Raw genomic sequence first — 15,682 nt, 5'->3', positions numbered from 1 at the left:
ATCCCTACTTTAGTAGATTCGCCTGATGCCTGCACTATTTTACACAGGCATCATTAAAAATTAATCATTACCCTAATGGATTTAAAACTTTATCTAAATGCAGCAAAATCAATAAACGTTTATCCAATTTTGCTACGCCTGAGATGAAATCTTCCTCGGAAGAACCTACTACTTCAGGCTGCTGTTCGATTGATGAAGATTCGATATCCAGCACGTCATTAGCGGAGTCCACTACAAATCCAACTTCCATATCTTCCAATTGAATAATAATAATACGTACTGTTTCTTCATTTTCTGAAACGGGCAGGCCAAAGCGCTCCCGTAAATCGATAATTGGTGTCACAACCCCACGAAGATTAATGACGCCCTTTACATAACGGGGCGTTTTAGGGACCCGTGTTATGTGCATCAACTTTTCGATTCCTCGCACATAGGAAACCGGAATTGCATATTCTTTATCTGCCAATTGAAAAACAATTACTTTAACGTATGCTTGTTCGACAGCGTTTGTCATAATTTACACCTCTTTTTTCATCCTATTTCCTACATAAGAGCGTTGCAGTCTACAATCAACGCTACTTTACCATTGCCTAAAATTGTCGCACCTGAGATCGCAAAAATATTCGTCAAATAATTCCCTAATGATTTCAATACAATCTCCTGCTGACCGATGAACGAATCCACTACTAATCCGGCCATCTTTTCACCTTTACGCACGATGACTACCGAATGGAACTCGTCATCTTTTGATTCTGTGCGAGGTACTTCAAATACTTCTTCCAGGAAGATAAGCGGCACTACTTTTCCACGGAAATCAATCACTTTCTGATTATGCGCATTCAAAATATCCGAGTGGCGAATGATCGATGTTTCGATAATAGATGATAGAGGAACCGCATAAATTTCTTTTTCAATCTCAACCAGCATGACTGAAATAATCGATAATGTTAATGGCAGCTGAATAGAGAAGATAGATCCTACATCCTGCGTCGATTCAATCGAAATATTACCGCCTAAGGATTCAATTGTTGTTTTTACAACATCAAGGCCAACACCTCGGCCAGAAATATCCGAGATAACATCTGCTGTTGAGAAACCTGAGGCCATAATAAGTTCGTTAACCTGTTTATCCGATAAGGAACTGGCTGCTTCTTTCGATACAATTCCTTTCGAGATAGCTTTCGTCAGTACCTTTTCCCGGTTAATTCCGGCACCGTCGTCTTCAATTTCGATGAAAACATAGTTACCGCTATGGTAAGCGCGCAGCTGGACAGTTCCTTCTTCCGGCTTTCCTTTTTGACGGCGTACTTCTGGACTTTCTACTCCGTGATCTAGTGAATTGCGGATTAGATGGACAAGTGGATCTCCGATTTCATCAATAACTGTACGGTCAAGCTCTGTTTCTGCTCCGATAATGTCAAGGTTGATTTTCTTGTTTAAGTCACGTGATAATTGGCGCACCATTTTCGGGAATCTGTTGAATACTGTTTCAACCGGCACCATTCGCATCGTTAGAATAATATTCTGCAGGTCACCCATTGTACGGCTCATGCGTTCTACTGTTTCACTTAATTCCCCGTGGTTCACTTCTGCTGCAATCGATAGCAGACGGCCACGATCAATAACAAGCTCTTCAAACAGATTCATCAACACGTCAAGACGTTCGATGTTAACACGAATTGTTTTGCTTGTCGCCGGGGCATGTGCTTTCGTATTGTTGGCAGCCGGCTTTTTCTCAGCAGCAATGGGAACTGTTTGCTGTTCAGGGACAGATTCAATAATTGCAGGCTGTAAAGAAGACTCGTCGTCGCGGGAGATCACTTCTCCCTTGACCTCTTTAAAGGAAGAAGGATCGATTACAAGTACTTCCACCTTCTCCACTTCCGATACCTTCAGTAGCATTTTTTGCAGATCATCTGCTGTTTCTTTCGAAATAAGCGCAACATGGAATACACTATCAAACTGTTCTTCTTCTAATTTATCAACAGTCGGAGAGGACTTGATGACATCCCCGTTCTTTTCTAGAATTTCAAACACCATGAATACACGAGCCGCTTTTAGGAGGCAATCTTCACGTAGAGAAATAGAAATTTCATATGCCATATATCCTTGCTCTGTTGATTGATGGAGAATGGTCTTTTCAAAGTCATCATACTCCAGCTTCCGCTCAGCCGACACGATACTCGTTGCAGCCTGTTCACTTGCTGCCATTTGTACAGGTACTGTATTAACTTCCGTATCACCAGATTCAATACGCTTTAACATTTCTACAGTTGCTTGTACATCCCGTTTTCCGTCACCGCCGCTTGCAATGTCCTGCACCATTTCTTCAAGATGATCTACCGATTCGAAAACAACATCTAAAATCTCTGGTGTTACCTTGATTTTATCGTTTCGGATAGCATCAAGTACATTTTCCATTTTGTGCGTGAGGTCTGCTAAGTCTTCGAATCCCATTGTTGCAGACATTCCTTTTAATGTATGAGCAGAGCGGAAAATCTCTCCTACGATTGCCAAGTCTTGCGGATTTTTTTCAAGTTCTAATAAATGTTCGCTGCATGCCTGCAGATGTTCTTTACTTTCATCTATGAACATTTCTAAATATTGGTTTACTTCCATTAAGAGAACACCCCTTTAAAGCATATATTTCATAATACTTTGTGCAATATCATCAACATCGGCTACCTCATCGACAAGCTGCGTTTCCACGGCAGCTTTCGGCATCCCATATACGATACACGTATCCGCTGACTCTGCAATGGCCATTACGTTGCCTGTCTGCTTTAATGCGACCAGACCTTTTGACCCGTCATACCCCATTCCAGTCATAATGACAGCGATTTTATCAAATTCATTGAATCTGCTTACATCTTCAAATAACACATCCACTGATGGACGGTGTCCTGAACGTGGAGGCTCTGTTTGATCAAGAACTATTCCAAACGTTGTCCCTACCTTACGCAGTTTTACATGATATCCTCCCGGCGCAATATAAGCCACACCATTTTGTAAAATATCACCATGTTCTGCTTCCTTCACTTTGATGTCACTCAATTGGTCCAGCCTATTCGCCAATGATTTTGTAAATCCTGCCGGCATATGCTGAACTATTAGAATAGGCGCTTGAATGTCTGAAGGAATTTTAGTTATGACTTCCTGCAATGCACGCGGCCCTCCCGTGGAAGTGCCAATTAACACTACTTTTCTTGATGCTTTGCTCCATTCCTTTCTTACCGGATGTAGAAATGGTTTGGGAGAAGCCGGTTGTTGTGGTGAAGCTTCCTTTTTCCATCTTGGCGGTGTTTGTATAGATGAAATGGATGGCTCTGAGCGCCTTGTACCAATTGGTTTTTTTAACTTTGTAATGGAGACTTGCGTTGCCTGCTCCACCTTATGGACAAGCTCATTCTGAATTTTATGTAAATCTAACGAAATCGTTCCACTTGGCTTTGCAACAAAATCAACAGCACCATATTCCATTGCCATCATTGTCGTATCCGTTCCGCTTCTTGTTGTACTAGAAAGCATGACGACCGGTACAGGACAAATTGCCATAATTTCTTTTAATGCTTCAAGCCCATTCATTTCGGGCATTTCGACATCCATTGTTACAACATCCGGCTGCAGCTGCTGAATTTTCTTGATTGCATCCTTCCCGTTACGAGCCGTTCCCACTACTTCTACCCTCGGGTTTCCAACAAAAAAGTCACTAATCAGCTTCCTCATAAAAGCAGAGTCATCAACAATCAACAGCTTGCTTTTTTTAGAGAAGTCCAATCAATCACGTCCTTTCGAAAAAATACTTTTCAATTTTGATAAAAAACCTTTGGCTTCAGAAGGTGCGTGGATTTCTTCATGACGATGATCAACAAATCTACTGACTATTTGATTCATCGTTTTTGAAATAGGAGCCTCAGGGTAAGCTAATGTAAACGGTACTTGTTCTCTTACTGCCCGCCGAACGATAGGGTCTTCCGGTAAAGAACCTAGAATCGTTACCTCTTTCGAGAGAAACTTTTGCATTGCACTAGACAAACGATTCAATGTGTCTTGTCCTTCTTCCTGTGTAAAGGCTCGGTTGCATAAAATTGAAAATCGTTTCTCACTATCTTTTAAATAAATGTATTTCATCATGGAATAGGCATCCATAATAGCTGTTGGCTCTGCGGTAGAAATTACGATAATTTCATCGACTGCCGTCAGCAGGTCTAATGACCAGTTCGCTGCTCCTGCTCCCATATCAAACAAAATATAATCGAATGTTTTTTGAAGGTGCTCAAACCCTTCAAGCAATCGATTAAACATCCCTTCTGACCACTCCATTAGAGAGGACATACCTGAGCCGCCTGAGATGTACCGTAAGCCGCTAGGACCTTCATGTATCACCTCATCGAGAGAGAAATCACCATCCAGATAATCTTTTAAACTAGTAGATACGCTTTTCCCCATCAATATGTGAATATTGCCCATTCCAATATCCATGTCTAAGACAACAACTTTTTTTCCTTCTTTTGCAAGCAGTGTAGCGAAGTTCATCGTAAAATTACTTTTTCCGACACCGCCTTTCCCACTGACCACAGCAATAGATCTTCCTAAGGCACCCTCATTCTCAAGCATCTTCATTCTTAATTTTTCGGCTTGATCTCTCATTCAACTTCTCCTTGAAAGAACAATTCAAATAATTTTTCTAGGTCTGGCTGCTCAATATCCTCTGGTACTTCTTGTCCATTCGTATAGTAAGCAAGTCCCTTTTTATATTTAATCATTAAATTGAAGATAGTGCCAATAGAATTTGTTTCATCCAATTTTGTGAAAATAAACTTTTTAATTGGAATTTCTTCAAATTGTTCTACCACCGATTCTAAATCTCTCTCTTTTGCTGTTAAAGATAGTACTAAAAATGATTCAGCCTGTGCATTAAAATCAATTAAGTGCTGTAAATCTTCCACATATTTAGCTTCCCTATAGTTGCGGCCGGCTGTGTCAATGAAAATTACATCCAAGTAATCAAGCTTTTCTAAGGCATGCTTATAATCTTCCGCATTATAGGCAATCTCGATTGGTGCCTGAAGCAACCCTGCGTAGGTTTTCAATTGTTCAATTGCCGCAATCCGATACGTATCTGTTGTAATAAAGCCAATCTTTTTCTTCTTTTCCAGCACAGAACGTGCTGCCATTTTGGCAATTGTTGTTGTTTTGCCTACGCCGGTCGGTCCAAGAATATTAATATATTTTTTATCGTATGTTAAACCGCCAATTTCAACATCCTTCAACTGGTCACGTAAATATGCTTCTGTCACAACCTGCATCTCACCAAAGGCAATTTCCTCGTTTTTGTTTTTGAAATGCTGAAAAAGCTCATCACTAATTGCTGTGATGAGCTCTTTGCTAAGCTTCTTGGCGCTTCAGAAAGTCAATAAAGGGCAAGAGTTCATCCGGATATTGGGATTGGATTGAATGGCGTTGAAGCGACTGCATAATCGATTTTAAATCAGCTATCTCCCTCTTCAGCTCTTCATTCATTTGTGTATCAACTTTCTCGTGCTCTGTAACAGAAGAAGTCGCCGCGGCTTCTCCATAGGAGGAAGCAGGTACTGAAAAATCAGGCAACGGAGAAACGGGCGGCTTTTTTTCCACCCGGTCTACTCCTGCTACTACTTCAAAACTCTTTTGCTTTACCAATCCAAAATACTTCTTTGTAGTCACCACTTTGGAATTGAGAATGACTGCATCTTCTCCTAAATCAGCACGAATTAATTTCATCGCCTCTGCTATTGAGGGTGCATTATACTTTTTCATTTTCATTCTACATTCACCACTCCAACACTTTGAATTTCAACCGCGGCATCCAACTCGTTATAAGATAAAATAGGAATTTGCGGGAAATACCGCTCTGTAAGCTGTCTTAAATACATTCGAACTCCGGGAGAGCACAGAATTAGCGGAGACTGCTCCATAAAGGATACTCTCTCTACTTCTTTGGCAATCGCTTCTAATACAAATTGCGAGTCTTGTGGATCCATTGCTAGATAATTACCATGATCTGTCTGCTGGATACTATCTGCCACCATTTTCTCTACCTTACCCGAAACAGTGATGACTTTTAAAGCCGGCTGCCCGTTTACAAACTGGGTTGTAATTTGACGTGCCAAAGCCTGTCTGACGTACTCAGTTAAAATATCGGTGTCGCTTGTCAATTTTGCATAGTCTGCGAGCGTTTCAAAAATTATAGGTAAATTGCGGATCGAGACATTTTCTCTCAATAATTTCGCCAATACCTTTTGAATTTCTCCTATTGATAACGGTGCAGGGGTTAATTCATCGACTAAAATCGCATGTGTTTCACGTAAGTGATCAATCAGCTGCTTCGTTTCCTGGCGGCCTAGTAATTCATGCGCATTTGCACGGATCATTTCTGTCAAATGAGTCGAAACCACGCTCGGTGGATCTACCACTGTATACCCCAGCATTTCTGCGTCTTCCTTAACTTGCTCAGTAATCCATTTTGCAGGAAGTCCGAATGATGGTTCAATCGTATCAATTCCTTCAATTGAGTTATCATCGCCAGGGCTCATAGCCAAGTAATGGTCAAGTAATAATTCGCCTCTTGCCATTTCATTTCCTTTAATTTTGATACGGTACTCATTCGGCTGAAGCTGAATGTTATCACGTATACGAACAACCGGAATAACAATTCCCAGTTCCAGTGCAAGCTGCCTCCGGATCATTACTACTCGGTCGAGTAAATCACCGCCCTGTGCAGCATCTACCAGCGGAATCAAGCCGTAACCAAATTCAAATTCGATTGGGTCGACACTCAGTAGATTGACGACATTTTCCGGACTCTTCATCGTATCGGCTGCCACTTCCTGCTCCATCTCGAGAATTTCTTCTGGATCCTCTTCTTTCTTACGGTCAATTAAGAATGCACCTAAAAGTAATGATGCTGCTATAGGAACCGTAATCCATAAAGGAATTGGCGTGAATAGACCTAATAGCAAGATAGTAGCGCCGGCAACATAAAGTAACTTTGACTGTGCGAATAACTGATTTGTAATATCTACACCAAGGTTACCATCTGAAGCTGCACGTGTTACAACAATCCCTGTTGCTGTTGAAATAAGCAATGCCGGAATCTGGGCAACAAGACCATCCCCGACTGTCAGGACCGAGAATTTATTGGCTGCCTCGCCGAATTCAAGACCCATTTGTGCCACACCAATAATCATCCCGACTAATAGGTTGATGAATACCATAATGATAGAGGCAATGGCGTCTCCTTTTACGAACTTTGTTGCCCCGTCCATCGCTCCGTAAAAGTCCGCTTCTCCCGCTACTTTTTCACGGCGCTCACGTGCTTCCTTCTCCGAGATAATTCCCGCATTTAAATCTGCGTCAATACTCATTTGTTTACCAGGCATCGCATCTAACGTAAAGCGGGCTGCTACCTCTGCCACACGCTCCGCCCCTTTTGTAATAACGATAAACTGAATAATAACTAATAATAAGAAGATAACAATACCGACCAGCACATTTCCGCCGGTTACAAAGTTACCGAATGTTTCAACAACATCCCCTGCATCACCTTCTGCTAAAATGGCACGTGTTGTGGATACAGACAATGCCAGACGGAAGAGGGTTAAGAGCAGGATGACTGTCGGAAATATGGAAAAGTCCAATGCTTCTTTCATATTCATCGATGTTAATAACACCAGTAATGCTAATGTAATATTGATGATAATCAAGAAACTCAGCAGCCAGTGTGGAAGAGGGATGACGAGCATCGCTACGATTAAAATAACCGCACCTAAAACCCCTAAATCGCGAACTTGCATAGTTGTCCCTCCTAAAAATGTTTCGTGCTCTAAATTTTGCGTTTTATGCGGTATACATAAGCAAGAATTTCTGCTACCGCTTTGAAAAACTCCTCAGGAACTTGGTCGCCGATTTCTACCTGATCATACATCGCACGGGCAAGCGGTCTGTTTTCCACCATCACGACATCATGTTCCTTTGCAATTAACTTAATTTTTTGTGCAACAAAATCTGTTCCCTTCGCTACGACACGCGGTGCATCCATACTATTTTCATCGTACTTCAGTACAATTGCATAGTGCGTAGGGTTTGTAATAACTACATCTGCATGAGGCACTTCCTGCATCATACGCCGCATTGCCATTTCACGCTGGCGCTGCTTAATCTTCGATTTGATGAGGGGGTCACCTTCTGCATTTTTATGCTCATCTTTAATATCCTGCTTGGACATCTTTAAATTTTTCTCATATTCATATTTTTCGTATATATAATCTAATAGAGCGATAAATAAAAGCATGACCGCTGCTGCTATCCCCATAATTCCTGTCAGAAGTGCTACAGTTGACAGTGTTTCCCACGGGCTTTGGAATGCTAGTGAAAGTACTTCTTCTAAATTGATCCAAATAACGGCGGCTGTTACGACCCCGAGAAAGGTAATTTTGAGAAGCGACTTCACTAGATTAATAAGCGCACGGACTGATATTATCTTTTTAATCCCTTTAATAGGATCAATTTTTTTCAGATCCAGCTTGAGCGTTTCTGTCGTAAAAAGAAACCCAAACTGCAAATAGTTTGCTCCAACGCCTGCAACCATTGCGATTGCCATGATCGGCAACACAACCATTGCCATTTCTTGAATCGTATCCGTATACATCTTCATAACGGTCTCAATCGATACGGTGTCGATGAGCATATTTCGCTGAAAAGCTTGAATAAGGAAAGCAAAGAGCCCTTCCTGCATCATAGGAGCCGCAAAAAACAAGAAGATGAAAATGATGAGCAGTAAAAATGCTGCTGACACATCTTGGCTTTTCAATACCTGTCCTTTTTTACGAGCGTCCTGGCGTTTTTTAGGCGTTGCTTTCTCCGTTTTTTCACCGGCGAAAAACTGCAGGTCTACTGTGATTAATAACTTCATCCTACCCACCACCTAAAATCGCCATCACATTACGCATCGCTATTATGGCCATCTCAATAACACTTTCCATTACTTCTACCATTACAGCCATCATGATCACCAATACGATAAAACCAATTGCAATTTTAATAGGAAAGCCGACAACAAAAATATTCAACTGAGGTACTGTTTTCCCTGTAATCCCTAAAGCGAATGTCACTAAAAATAAGGTTGCAACTATTGGAGCAGACATTTGGAATGCGATCGCAAAAACTGCTACAAATAATTTCATAATCATATCTACGAACTTCTCATCTCCAAAATGCGGGAAAAACTGGTCAATGGGCATGAACTGGTAGCTATAAAAGATACCATCCATGATAAGGTGATGGCCGTTGATGGCCAATAGCACCAATAATAGGAGGAAGTTAAAAAACTGCCCCATCAATGGACTCTGTGCTCCTGTTTGCGGATCGACAATGTTTGCCATGGCAAAACCCATCTGGAAATCAATGAATCCGCCGGCAATTTGGACTGCAGAAAATACAATATAAACCGCTAATCCAAGCGTCAACCCAACAATTGCTTCTTTAATGATGAGTAATATGTATTCTCCGTTAATAGTGAATGCCTCAATTGAAAAGGTATAATACATCATCCAGGATAATACCAATGCAAAGCCTATTTTCAATTGAGACGGAATTGTACGATATGAAAATAATGGGACCGATACAAAAAATGCAGCTACCCTTACAAAAATCAACAATAAAACTGAGATTTTCGGTACTAATTCCGTCATCTAACTCACCCTATATAGCGCACGAGATTATTTAAAATATCATGCACATAGCTTGTTATTTGTGATAGCATCCAGGCGCCGAAAAAGATAAGAGCCAGCAGCACTGCCACAATCTTAGGCACAAACGCCAGTGTCTGTTCCTGGATGGAAGTGGTCGCCTGAAAGATACTGACGATCAAACCGGAAACTAGCGCTACTAATAACAGCGGACCCGAAACGATGAGGACAATAAAGATGGCTCTTTCTGCAATTGAAATGACCATTTCCTGTGTCATACTTGTATCATCCCCTAACTAAAACTCTGAAGTAACGATTTCATGATCAAATACCAACCGTCAACTAGTACAAATAATAGTATCTTGAACGGTAAAGAAATCATAACTGGAGGCAGCATCATCATCCCCATCGACATCAAGACTGAAGCGACAATCATATCGATTACTAAAAAGGGAATGAAAATCATAAAGCCCATTTGAAATGCTGTTTTTATTTCACTTAAGGCAAAGGCTGGTACAAGCATTGTCAAAGGAATATCCTCGACTGATTCCGGACGCTCTGCCTGATTGTATTCTATAAATAGCTCTAAATCCTTTTGCCTTGTATGCTTGGCCATGAACTCCTTAAACGGAAGAGAAGCACGCTCATACGCCTCTTCTAATCCGATTTCCTCGTCAAACAACGGCTGTAACGCCTGTTCGTTCACCTGCTGGAATGTTGGTGCCATGATAAAAAAAGTTAAAAATAGTGCCAATCCGATAATAACCTGATTCGGGGGCATCTGGTTTGTTGCAAGCGCTGTTCTCGTAAAGGAAAGTACGATGACAATACGTGCAAATGAGGTCATTAATATTAAAATGCTCGGTGCTAAAGAAAGTACCGTTAATAAAATTAATAGCTTTACAGAAGTAGAGACATTGGTCGGATCACTTTCAGAAAAGATTGAGATAAATTCGTTCATTCCTTATCATTCTCCTTTTCCTTCCATCTTTCCAATTCATCACTACGCTCCTGTTTAATTTGCGACAGACGCTTGTCCAACATATCGCTGAAATTTGCTGGTGGTTTCTCAGCAGGCTTTTTTGTTTTAAATTTGCTAAATAGCTCAGCAATATAAGGAGAAGTGGTTGTATAACCAACCTTATCATTGTATTGCGCCAAAATTCGTTCAATTTCTTCCGGGTCATTAATCACTTGCAGCAGCTGCACATTATCGCCTACTCCCACAATGTAGACCTTATTGCCGATTTGCAGGAGCTGGACGGATTTTTGCGTACCAACTGACTGGCCCCCGAGGTTCTGTATCATGCTATTTTGCTGGTAATTTAAATTCCGCTTATTCAAAAAGCGAAGAACAAATAATAGTAGACCAAGCACAAAGACTAGAGCTAGGAAAATCTTTATGTATTCCCAAGCCCCCATACTAACAGATGCCGAATCACTTGTTGGCGTGTCGGCATCTGTTCCATTGCTTTCTATGTGGCGATCCGGATTATCAAAATATTCATCACTGATCATGGCATAGGAAGCGGGAGCTACTTGTGTAAGTACTACAAAGATAAGCAATAATACAAAAACCATCCTTGAATAAAATGATTTTCTTACATGCATTTGATTAACCTAAAGCTTTTTGGATCGCTTCAATTACACGGTCTGCTTGGAATGGTTTTACGATAAAGTCTTTTGCACCAGCTTGAATTGCATCGATAACCATTGCTTGCTGCCCCATTGCAGAACACATGATGACTACAGCGTTCGGATCTGACCCTTTAATTGCTTTAAGAGCGGCAATACCATCCATTTCCGGCATTGTAATATCCATTGTTACTAAATCCGGGCGTAACTCATTGTACTTCTCTACTGCTTGGACACCGTCAGCAGCTTCTCCGACTACTTCAAATCCATTTTTTGTTAAAATGTCTTTGATCATCATACGCATGAATGCTGCGTCATCAACAATTAAAATCTTTTTAGACATAGTAAGATTCCTCCAATTAAAACTATCTTAAATTATTCAAGCGATCTGCTTGGCTTAAAATATCTGTAATACGCACACCGAAGTTTTCATCAATAACCACTACTTCACCTTTAGCAATCAGTCGGTTATTTACTAGGATGTCCACCGGTTCACCGGCAAGCTTATCAAGTTCGATGATTGATCCACCGGACAATTCTAGAATTTCCTTTACTGAACGCTTTGTACGACCCAACTCTACCGCTACTTGCAGCGGAATATCTAATAGCATGTTTAGATTGCGTGCTTCCGACTGCGTAATATTCGGAGCTTCAAAATGGGCAAACTGTGCCTGTTGTACATTGACAGGCTGCTGCGGCGGCATTTGATACGTCGGTTGCTGATATACAGGTGCAGCCGGCTGCTGAGCATATATTGGCTGTTGAGGTGCCTGATTCATATAAGGCTGCTCATACATCGGTTGCTGTTGCTGCATAGGAGGTGCTTGCGGCGCAGGCTGCGATGGCGCTTCTGGTCGCGGCGGTGTCGATGGCGCTTCCGGAGCGATTGTCGGAGCCAGTTCCTCTTCACTCTCTCCCATTAATGACTTTACTATTTTTTTACTAAAGTTTAAAGGTAATAATTGCATTAAATTCGAATCGATCAATTCGCCAATCCGCAATCTAAATGAAATCTTTACTAGTAAATCATCATCAGGAATATTATCCGCGCCTTCATCTTGTGAAATATTCATCAAATCGATTGTCGGTGGAGAAATATCTACCTTTTGATTAAATACAGTTGACATTGACGTCGCAGCAGACCCCATCATCTGATTCATAGCTTCCTGCACAGCGCTTAATTGGATTTCACCAAGCTCTGGTTTTGGATTTAGTCCATCACCACCAAGCATCAAATCTGCTATAATCGCAGCGTCCGATTGCTTGATTACTAATAAGTTCATACCAATTAGGCCAACTGTATATTGTACTTGAATCGCCACATATGGATGGGGAAACTCTTCTTCTAACTTGTTTCGATTAATCATGCTGAGACCCGGTGTTGTAATATCCACCTTCTGTCCTAATAATGCAGATAAAGCTGTTGCCGAGCTGCCAAAGGAAATATTTCCGACTTCTCCAAGGGCATCCTGCTCCATCGGGCTTAAATAGTCCTCTATTGACAACAATTCTTCCTGTGTTTCGTTTTCATTCGTATCTGGTGTTAATTTGTCTTCCAATGTTTCCCCTCTTAACAGGGCTTCGATTTCCTCTTGGGAGAGCATTTCATCACTCATTGTCGTCTCCTCCTTCCAACGGGTCGATCACCTGAACAGCCATTTTTTTATTTAGCTTTCCTGGTTGAGCGGTAAATTTCGGCAGCGTACCTACCTTTAAAATAAGAGGATCCGTTATTTTTTGATCCAATTCAATAACATCACCGATATTCATCATAAGAAAATCCTCTATAGAGATAGAAGTAGATCCTAGTTCTGCGACAACCGGCAGGGATGCCTGTTTCACCCGGCTTTCAAGCATTTCTACTTGTTCAGGTGACATTGCCTTTGTATTTGACTGCATCCAGTAACGTACTGATAAGTTCGGTACGATTGGTTCTAACACGACATGCGGCAGACAAATATTTATCATTCCTGTTGTTTCACCAATGATTGTATTAAGAGAAATAACGACAACCGTTTCATTCGGTGAAATCATTTGCAGGAATTGTGGATTTACTTCAAGTTCAATCAGCATCGGGTCGATTTCTACAATATTCTCCCATGCCTCACGCAAGTTATCAAACGAGCGTTCAAACAAGTTCGTCATAATTTTTGTTTCAATTTCTGTTAAATTATCAACATTACTATGACTTGTCCCTGTTCCTCCCATTAAACGGTCCAACATTGAATACGCAATGTTAGGATTGATCTCCATCAAAATATTCCCATCTAATGGCGGTACTTCAAATACATTAATCAACGTCATATTCGGTATGGAACGAACAAATTCTTCAAACGGAATCTGGTCTACCGAAGCGACTGTAATTTGGACATATGTTCTAAGTTGTGCCGAAAAGAATGTTGTCAGCAATCGTGCAAAATTTTCGTGAATCCGGGTTAAGCTTCGGATTTGATCTTTTGAAAAACGCAGGGCCCGTTTGAAGTCATATACTTTAACTTTTTTGGCCTCATCTTCCTTTTTCATATCATCCGCTGACATTTCTCCAGTTGAAATAGCTGAAAGCAACGCATCAATTTCGGATTGGGAAAGCACATCTCCTGCCATTTGCCCACCTCCTGTTTCAAGATGTTTCTATCTAATTATTGGATGATGAAGGAGGTCATATATACTTTTTGTACTTCACCCGCTTGCATCAATTCATTTACTTGAGCCTTAATGGCTTTTTCAAACAAGACTTTTCCTTGTTTGCCCTGTAAATCTTCTTCTGTCATCTCTGAGAGTTCTTGAATGACAATGTTATTTACCTGGAATATGCGCTGTGTTAATTCTCCTGCTGCGTCTTCGCTATCTGTTTGAATCTTAAGCTGCATACGCGCATAATGGCCATCTTTCAGGTTTGTTGTAATTTCAGGAATATCTACAGAAGCCAAAACAATTTCTTCAATAGAAGCTTCTGTTGGCTCCGGCTCCTTATTTAGCTGCGTTAATAAGACATAAGCAATAACTCCAACTAACGCCAGCGCTGCCAAAATGATAAGCATCACCGTCAGCAATTTATTCTTCTTCATCTTCATCACCTCTTAGATGAGGATTGGATAAAACTTGAACCTGTCGATAAAACCGTTTAATCCTTTCCCGCACCTCTATTTCCGATTCTCTTACGATAAATTTACGCCCAGTCGTCAGCGTAATCGTAGTGTCTGGAAAAGCTTCGACTGTTTCTATGTATAAAGCATTCAATGAGAATGCTTTGCCATTTAGGCGAGTGACCTCTATCATTGTAAGCGGCCGGACCTGCCTTGAGAGCCGGCCCGACCCTCCTTTGCAATGAAATTATAATATTAATTAACTAGCGTTTTAAGTTTACAAGCTCTTGTAGAATTTCATCGGAAGTTGTAATGATACGTGAGTTCGCCTGGAATCCACGCTGTGCTACGATCATTTCTGTAAACTCTTCTGAAAGGTCCACGTTGGACATTTCAAGGAAACCTGATTGAATTGATCCAATCCCTGCTACAGTGGCAACTTGACCATATGGTATTCCGGAGTTAGCTGTTGCTTGGAAGTAATTGCTTCCCTGTTTCTGAAGACCTTCCGCATTCGGGAACTTAGCCATAATGATTTGACCTGCATATTGCAAATCTCCTTTATAGTCTACATAGGAAATTGTTCCATCTTGTTGAATAGTCATGCTTTGTGCTGTTGTTGGGATTCTGATTGGCCCTATTCCATCCACTTCAGCTAAACTGCCGTTTTCATCAAATAGCGTCTCTGTACCTTCATTCTCTAAACGATCTGCTCCATCGAATCCTGTACCATCAATTGTGTCTCCATCAGCTGAAACGGATAATTCGTCAGTTGCGTGACCTACTAAATAGTATCCGTCTGCGTTCACTAAATATCCGTTTTTATCCATATAGAAATTACCAGCACGTGTGTATTTAGTATTTGCAGGGTATCCTTCTCCATCAATTACTCCATCTTCCGGTGCTGCCGTGGATTCAGCTACCATGAAGAACCCTTCCCCTTCAATCGCCAAGTCAAGTGTACGTCCCGTTGACTGTAATGCTCCTGTTCCGTGTACTGTATCGATTGCAGCCAACTGTGCACCTAAACCAACTTGTTTTGCATTCACACCGCCACGAGTAGCTGTAGCGCCTGAAGCACCTGCTTGTGTTTGTGAAATTAAGTCTTTAAAGATTGTACGCTCTTTTTTAAAGCCGTACGTGTTTACATTTGAAATATTGTTCCCGATAACATCCAATTTTGTTTGGAAGTTTTTTAAACCTGAAATACCTGAGTACATTGAACGTAACATA

The 15,682-nt window shown here is 41.1% G+C and carries 16 protein-coding genes and 1 pseudogene; all 17 read right to left on the bottom strand.

What is annotated here, in order from left to right; all coding sequences use genetic code 11:
- Positions 1 to 67 precede the first annotated feature (67 nt).
- The 17 genes and pseudogenes from AA0Y26_RS04620 to AA0Y26_RS04540 all read right to left on the bottom strand — a co-directional run bounded on the left by AA0Y26_RS04620 (position 68) and on the right by AA0Y26_RS04540 (position 15,681).
- Entirely contained in the window at positions 68 to 514 is a 447-nt protein-coding gene (locus tag AA0Y26_RS04620) for a chemotaxis protein CheW (protein WP_413365532.1), read from the bottom strand.
- A 29-nt stretch (positions 515 to 543) separates the two neighbouring features.
- Positions 544 to 2,619, bottom strand: a complete 2,076-nt coding sequence (locus AA0Y26_RS04615; RefSeq protein ID WP_413365530.1) for a chemotaxis protein CheW — start codon at positions 2,617 to 2,619, stop codon at positions 544 to 546.
- Positions 2,620 to 2,634: 15 nt separating this feature from the next.
- A complete protein-coding gene (locus tag AA0Y26_RS04610) occupies positions 2,635 to 3,777 on the bottom strand; it encodes a protein-glutamate methylesterase/protein-glutamine glutaminase (RefSeq protein ID WP_413365528.1) in 1,143 nt (380 codons plus the stop codon).
- On the bottom strand, positions 3,778 to 4,650 hold the full coding sequence (locus tag AA0Y26_RS04605; RefSeq protein WP_413365526.1) for a MinD/ParA family protein: 873 nt from the start codon (positions 4,648 to 4,650) through the stop codon (positions 3,778 to 3,780). It abuts the gene before it with no gap.
- A pseudogene (gene flhF / locus AA0Y26_RS04600) lies at positions 4,647 to 5,805 on the bottom strand (flagellar biosynthesis protein FlhF). The gene AA0Y26_RS04605 and the pseudogene flhF overlap by 4 nt, the downstream one beginning before the upstream one ends.
- On the bottom strand, positions 5,802 to 7,835 hold the full coding sequence (gene flhA, locus AA0Y26_RS04595; RefSeq protein WP_413365524.1) for a flagellar biosynthesis protein FlhA: 2,034 nt from the start codon (positions 7,833 to 7,835) through the stop codon (positions 5,802 to 5,804). The pseudogene flhF and the gene flhA overlap by 4 nt, the downstream one beginning before the upstream one ends.
- A 29-nt stretch (positions 7,836 to 7,864) precedes the next feature.
- On the bottom strand, positions 7,865 to 8,953 hold the full coding sequence (gene flhB / locus AA0Y26_RS04590) for a flagellar biosynthesis protein FlhB (protein WP_413365522.1): 1,089 nt from the start codon (positions 8,951 to 8,953) through the stop codon (positions 7,865 to 7,867).
- 1 nt (position 8,954) lies between these two features.
- Positions 8,955 to 9,731, bottom strand: a complete 777-nt coding sequence (fliR, locus tag AA0Y26_RS04585; RefSeq protein ID WP_413365520.1) for a flagellar biosynthetic protein FliR — start codon at positions 9,729 to 9,731, stop codon at positions 8,955 to 8,957.
- 5 nt (positions 9,732 to 9,736) lie between these two features.
- Positions 9,737 to 10,006: a flagellar biosynthesis protein FliQ gene (gene fliQ / locus AA0Y26_RS04580; protein ID WP_413365519.1), complete on the bottom strand. Its 270-nt coding sequence runs from the start codon at positions 10,004 to 10,006 to the stop codon at positions 9,737 to 9,739.
- A 14-nt stretch (positions 10,007 to 10,020) separates the two neighbouring features.
- Positions 10,021 to 10,689: a flagellar type III secretion system pore protein FliP gene (fliP, locus tag AA0Y26_RS04575; protein ID WP_413365517.1), complete on the bottom strand. Its 669-nt coding sequence runs from the start codon at positions 10,687 to 10,689 to the stop codon at positions 10,021 to 10,023.
- Positions 10,686 to 11,309: a flagellar biosynthetic protein FliO gene (locus tag AA0Y26_RS04570; RefSeq protein ID WP_413365515.1), complete on the bottom strand. Its 624-nt coding sequence runs from the start codon at positions 11,307 to 11,309 to the stop codon at positions 10,686 to 10,688. The genes fliP and AA0Y26_RS04570 overlap by 4 nt, the downstream gene beginning before the upstream one ends.
- 34 nt (positions 11,310 to 11,343) lie before the next feature.
- Positions 11,344 to 11,706: a response regulator gene (locus AA0Y26_RS04565; RefSeq protein ID WP_413365513.1), complete on the bottom strand. Its 363-nt coding sequence runs from the start codon at positions 11,704 to 11,706 to the stop codon at positions 11,344 to 11,346.
- 22 nt (positions 11,707 to 11,728) lie between these two features.
- Entirely contained in the window at positions 11,729 to 12,979 is a 1,251-nt protein-coding gene (gene fliY / locus AA0Y26_RS04560) for a flagellar motor switch phosphatase FliY (RefSeq protein ID WP_413365511.1), read from the bottom strand.
- Positions 12,972 to 13,967: a flagellar motor switch protein FliM gene (gene fliM, locus AA0Y26_RS04555; protein ID WP_413365509.1), complete on the bottom strand. Its 996-nt coding sequence runs from the start codon at positions 13,965 to 13,967 to the stop codon at positions 12,972 to 12,974. Before fliM ends, fliY begins: the two co-directional genes overlap by 8 nt.
- A 35-nt stretch (positions 13,968 to 14,002) precedes the next feature.
- Positions 14,003 to 14,431, bottom strand: a complete 429-nt coding sequence (fliL, locus tag AA0Y26_RS04550; protein ID WP_413365507.1) for a flagellar basal body-associated protein FliL — start codon at positions 14,429 to 14,431, stop codon at positions 14,003 to 14,005.
- Positions 14,418 to 14,642, bottom strand: coding sequence for a flagellar FlbD family protein (locus AA0Y26_RS04545; RefSeq protein WP_413365505.1), 225 nt, complete (start codon positions 14,640 to 14,642; stop codon positions 14,418 to 14,420). Before AA0Y26_RS04545 ends, fliL begins: the two co-directional genes overlap by 14 nt.
- A gap of 70 nt (positions 14,643 to 14,712) precedes the next feature.
- Positions 14,713 to 15,681: a flagellar hook-basal body complex protein gene (locus AA0Y26_RS04540; RefSeq protein WP_413365503.1), complete on the bottom strand. Its 969-nt coding sequence runs from the start codon at positions 15,679 to 15,681 to the stop codon at positions 14,713 to 14,715.
- Between the last annotated feature and the right edge of the window lies 1 nt (position 15,682).

This window comes from Lysinibacillus canaveralius (assembly GCF_047301505.1).
In the GTDB taxonomy this organism is placed as follows: Bacteria; Bacillota; Bacilli; order Bacillales_A; family Planococcaceae; genus Lysinibacillus_B.
The sequence above is the reverse complement of the archived record's forward strand: the minus strand, read 5'-3'. Positions and strand labels throughout refer to the sequence as shown.

Excerpts from the sequence above, each read along its gene's own strand:
- AA0Y26_RS04620 (WP_413365532.1), bottom strand. The coding sequence starts at position 514 with ATGACAAACGCTGTCGAACAAGCATACGTTAAAGTAATTGTTTTTCAA.
- AA0Y26_RS04615 (WP_413365530.1), bottom strand. The coding sequence starts at position 2,619 with ATGGAAGTAAACCAATATTTAGAAATGTTCATAGATGAAAGTAAAGAA.
- AA0Y26_RS04605 (WP_413365526.1), bottom strand. The coding sequence starts at position 4,650 with ATGAGAGATCAAGCCGAAAAATTAAGAATGAAGATGCTTGAGAATGAG.
- flhA (WP_413365524.1), bottom strand. The coding sequence starts at position 7,835 with ATGCAAGTTCGCGATTTAGGGGTTTTAGGTGCGGTTATTTTAATCGTA.
- flhB (WP_413365522.1), bottom strand. The coding sequence starts at position 8,953 with ATGAAGTTATTAATCACAGTAGACCTGCAGTTTTTCGCCGGTGAAAAA.
- fliR (WP_413365520.1), bottom strand. The coding sequence starts at position 9,731 with ATGACGGAATTAGTACCGAAAATCTCAGTTTTATTGTTGATTTTTGTA.
- fliQ (WP_413365519.1), bottom strand. The coding sequence starts at position 10,006 with ATGACACAGGAAATGGTCATTTCAATTGCAGAAAGAGCCATCTTTATT.
- fliP (WP_413365517.1), bottom strand. The coding sequence starts at position 10,689 with ATGAACGAATTTATCTCAATCTTTTCTGAAAGTGATCCGACCAATGTC.
- AA0Y26_RS04570 (WP_413365515.1), bottom strand. The coding sequence starts at position 11,309 with ATGGTTTTTGTATTATTGCTTATCTTTGTAGTACTTACACAAGTAGCT.
- AA0Y26_RS04565 (WP_413365513.1), bottom strand. The coding sequence starts at position 11,706 with ATGTCTAAAAAGATTTTAATTGTTGATGACGCAGCATTCATGCGTATG.
- fliY (WP_413365511.1), bottom strand. The coding sequence starts at position 12,979 with ATGAGTGATGAAATGCTCTCCCAAGAGGAAATCGAAGCCCTGTTAAGA.
- fliM (WP_413365509.1), bottom strand. The coding sequence starts at position 13,967 with ATGGCAGGAGATGTGCTTTCCCAATCCGAAATTGATGCGTTGCTTTCA.
- fliL (WP_413365507.1), bottom strand. The coding sequence starts at position 14,431 with ATGAAGAAGAATAAATTGCTGACGGTGATGCTTATCATTTTGGCAGCG.
- AA0Y26_RS04545 (WP_413365505.1), bottom strand. The coding sequence starts at position 14,642 with ATGATAGAGGTCACTCGCCTAAATGGCAAAGCATTCTCATTGAATGCT.
- AA0Y26_RS04540 (WP_413365503.1), bottom strand. The coding sequence starts at position 15,681 with ATGTTACGTTCAATGTACTCAGGTATTTCAGGTTTAAAAAACTTCCAA.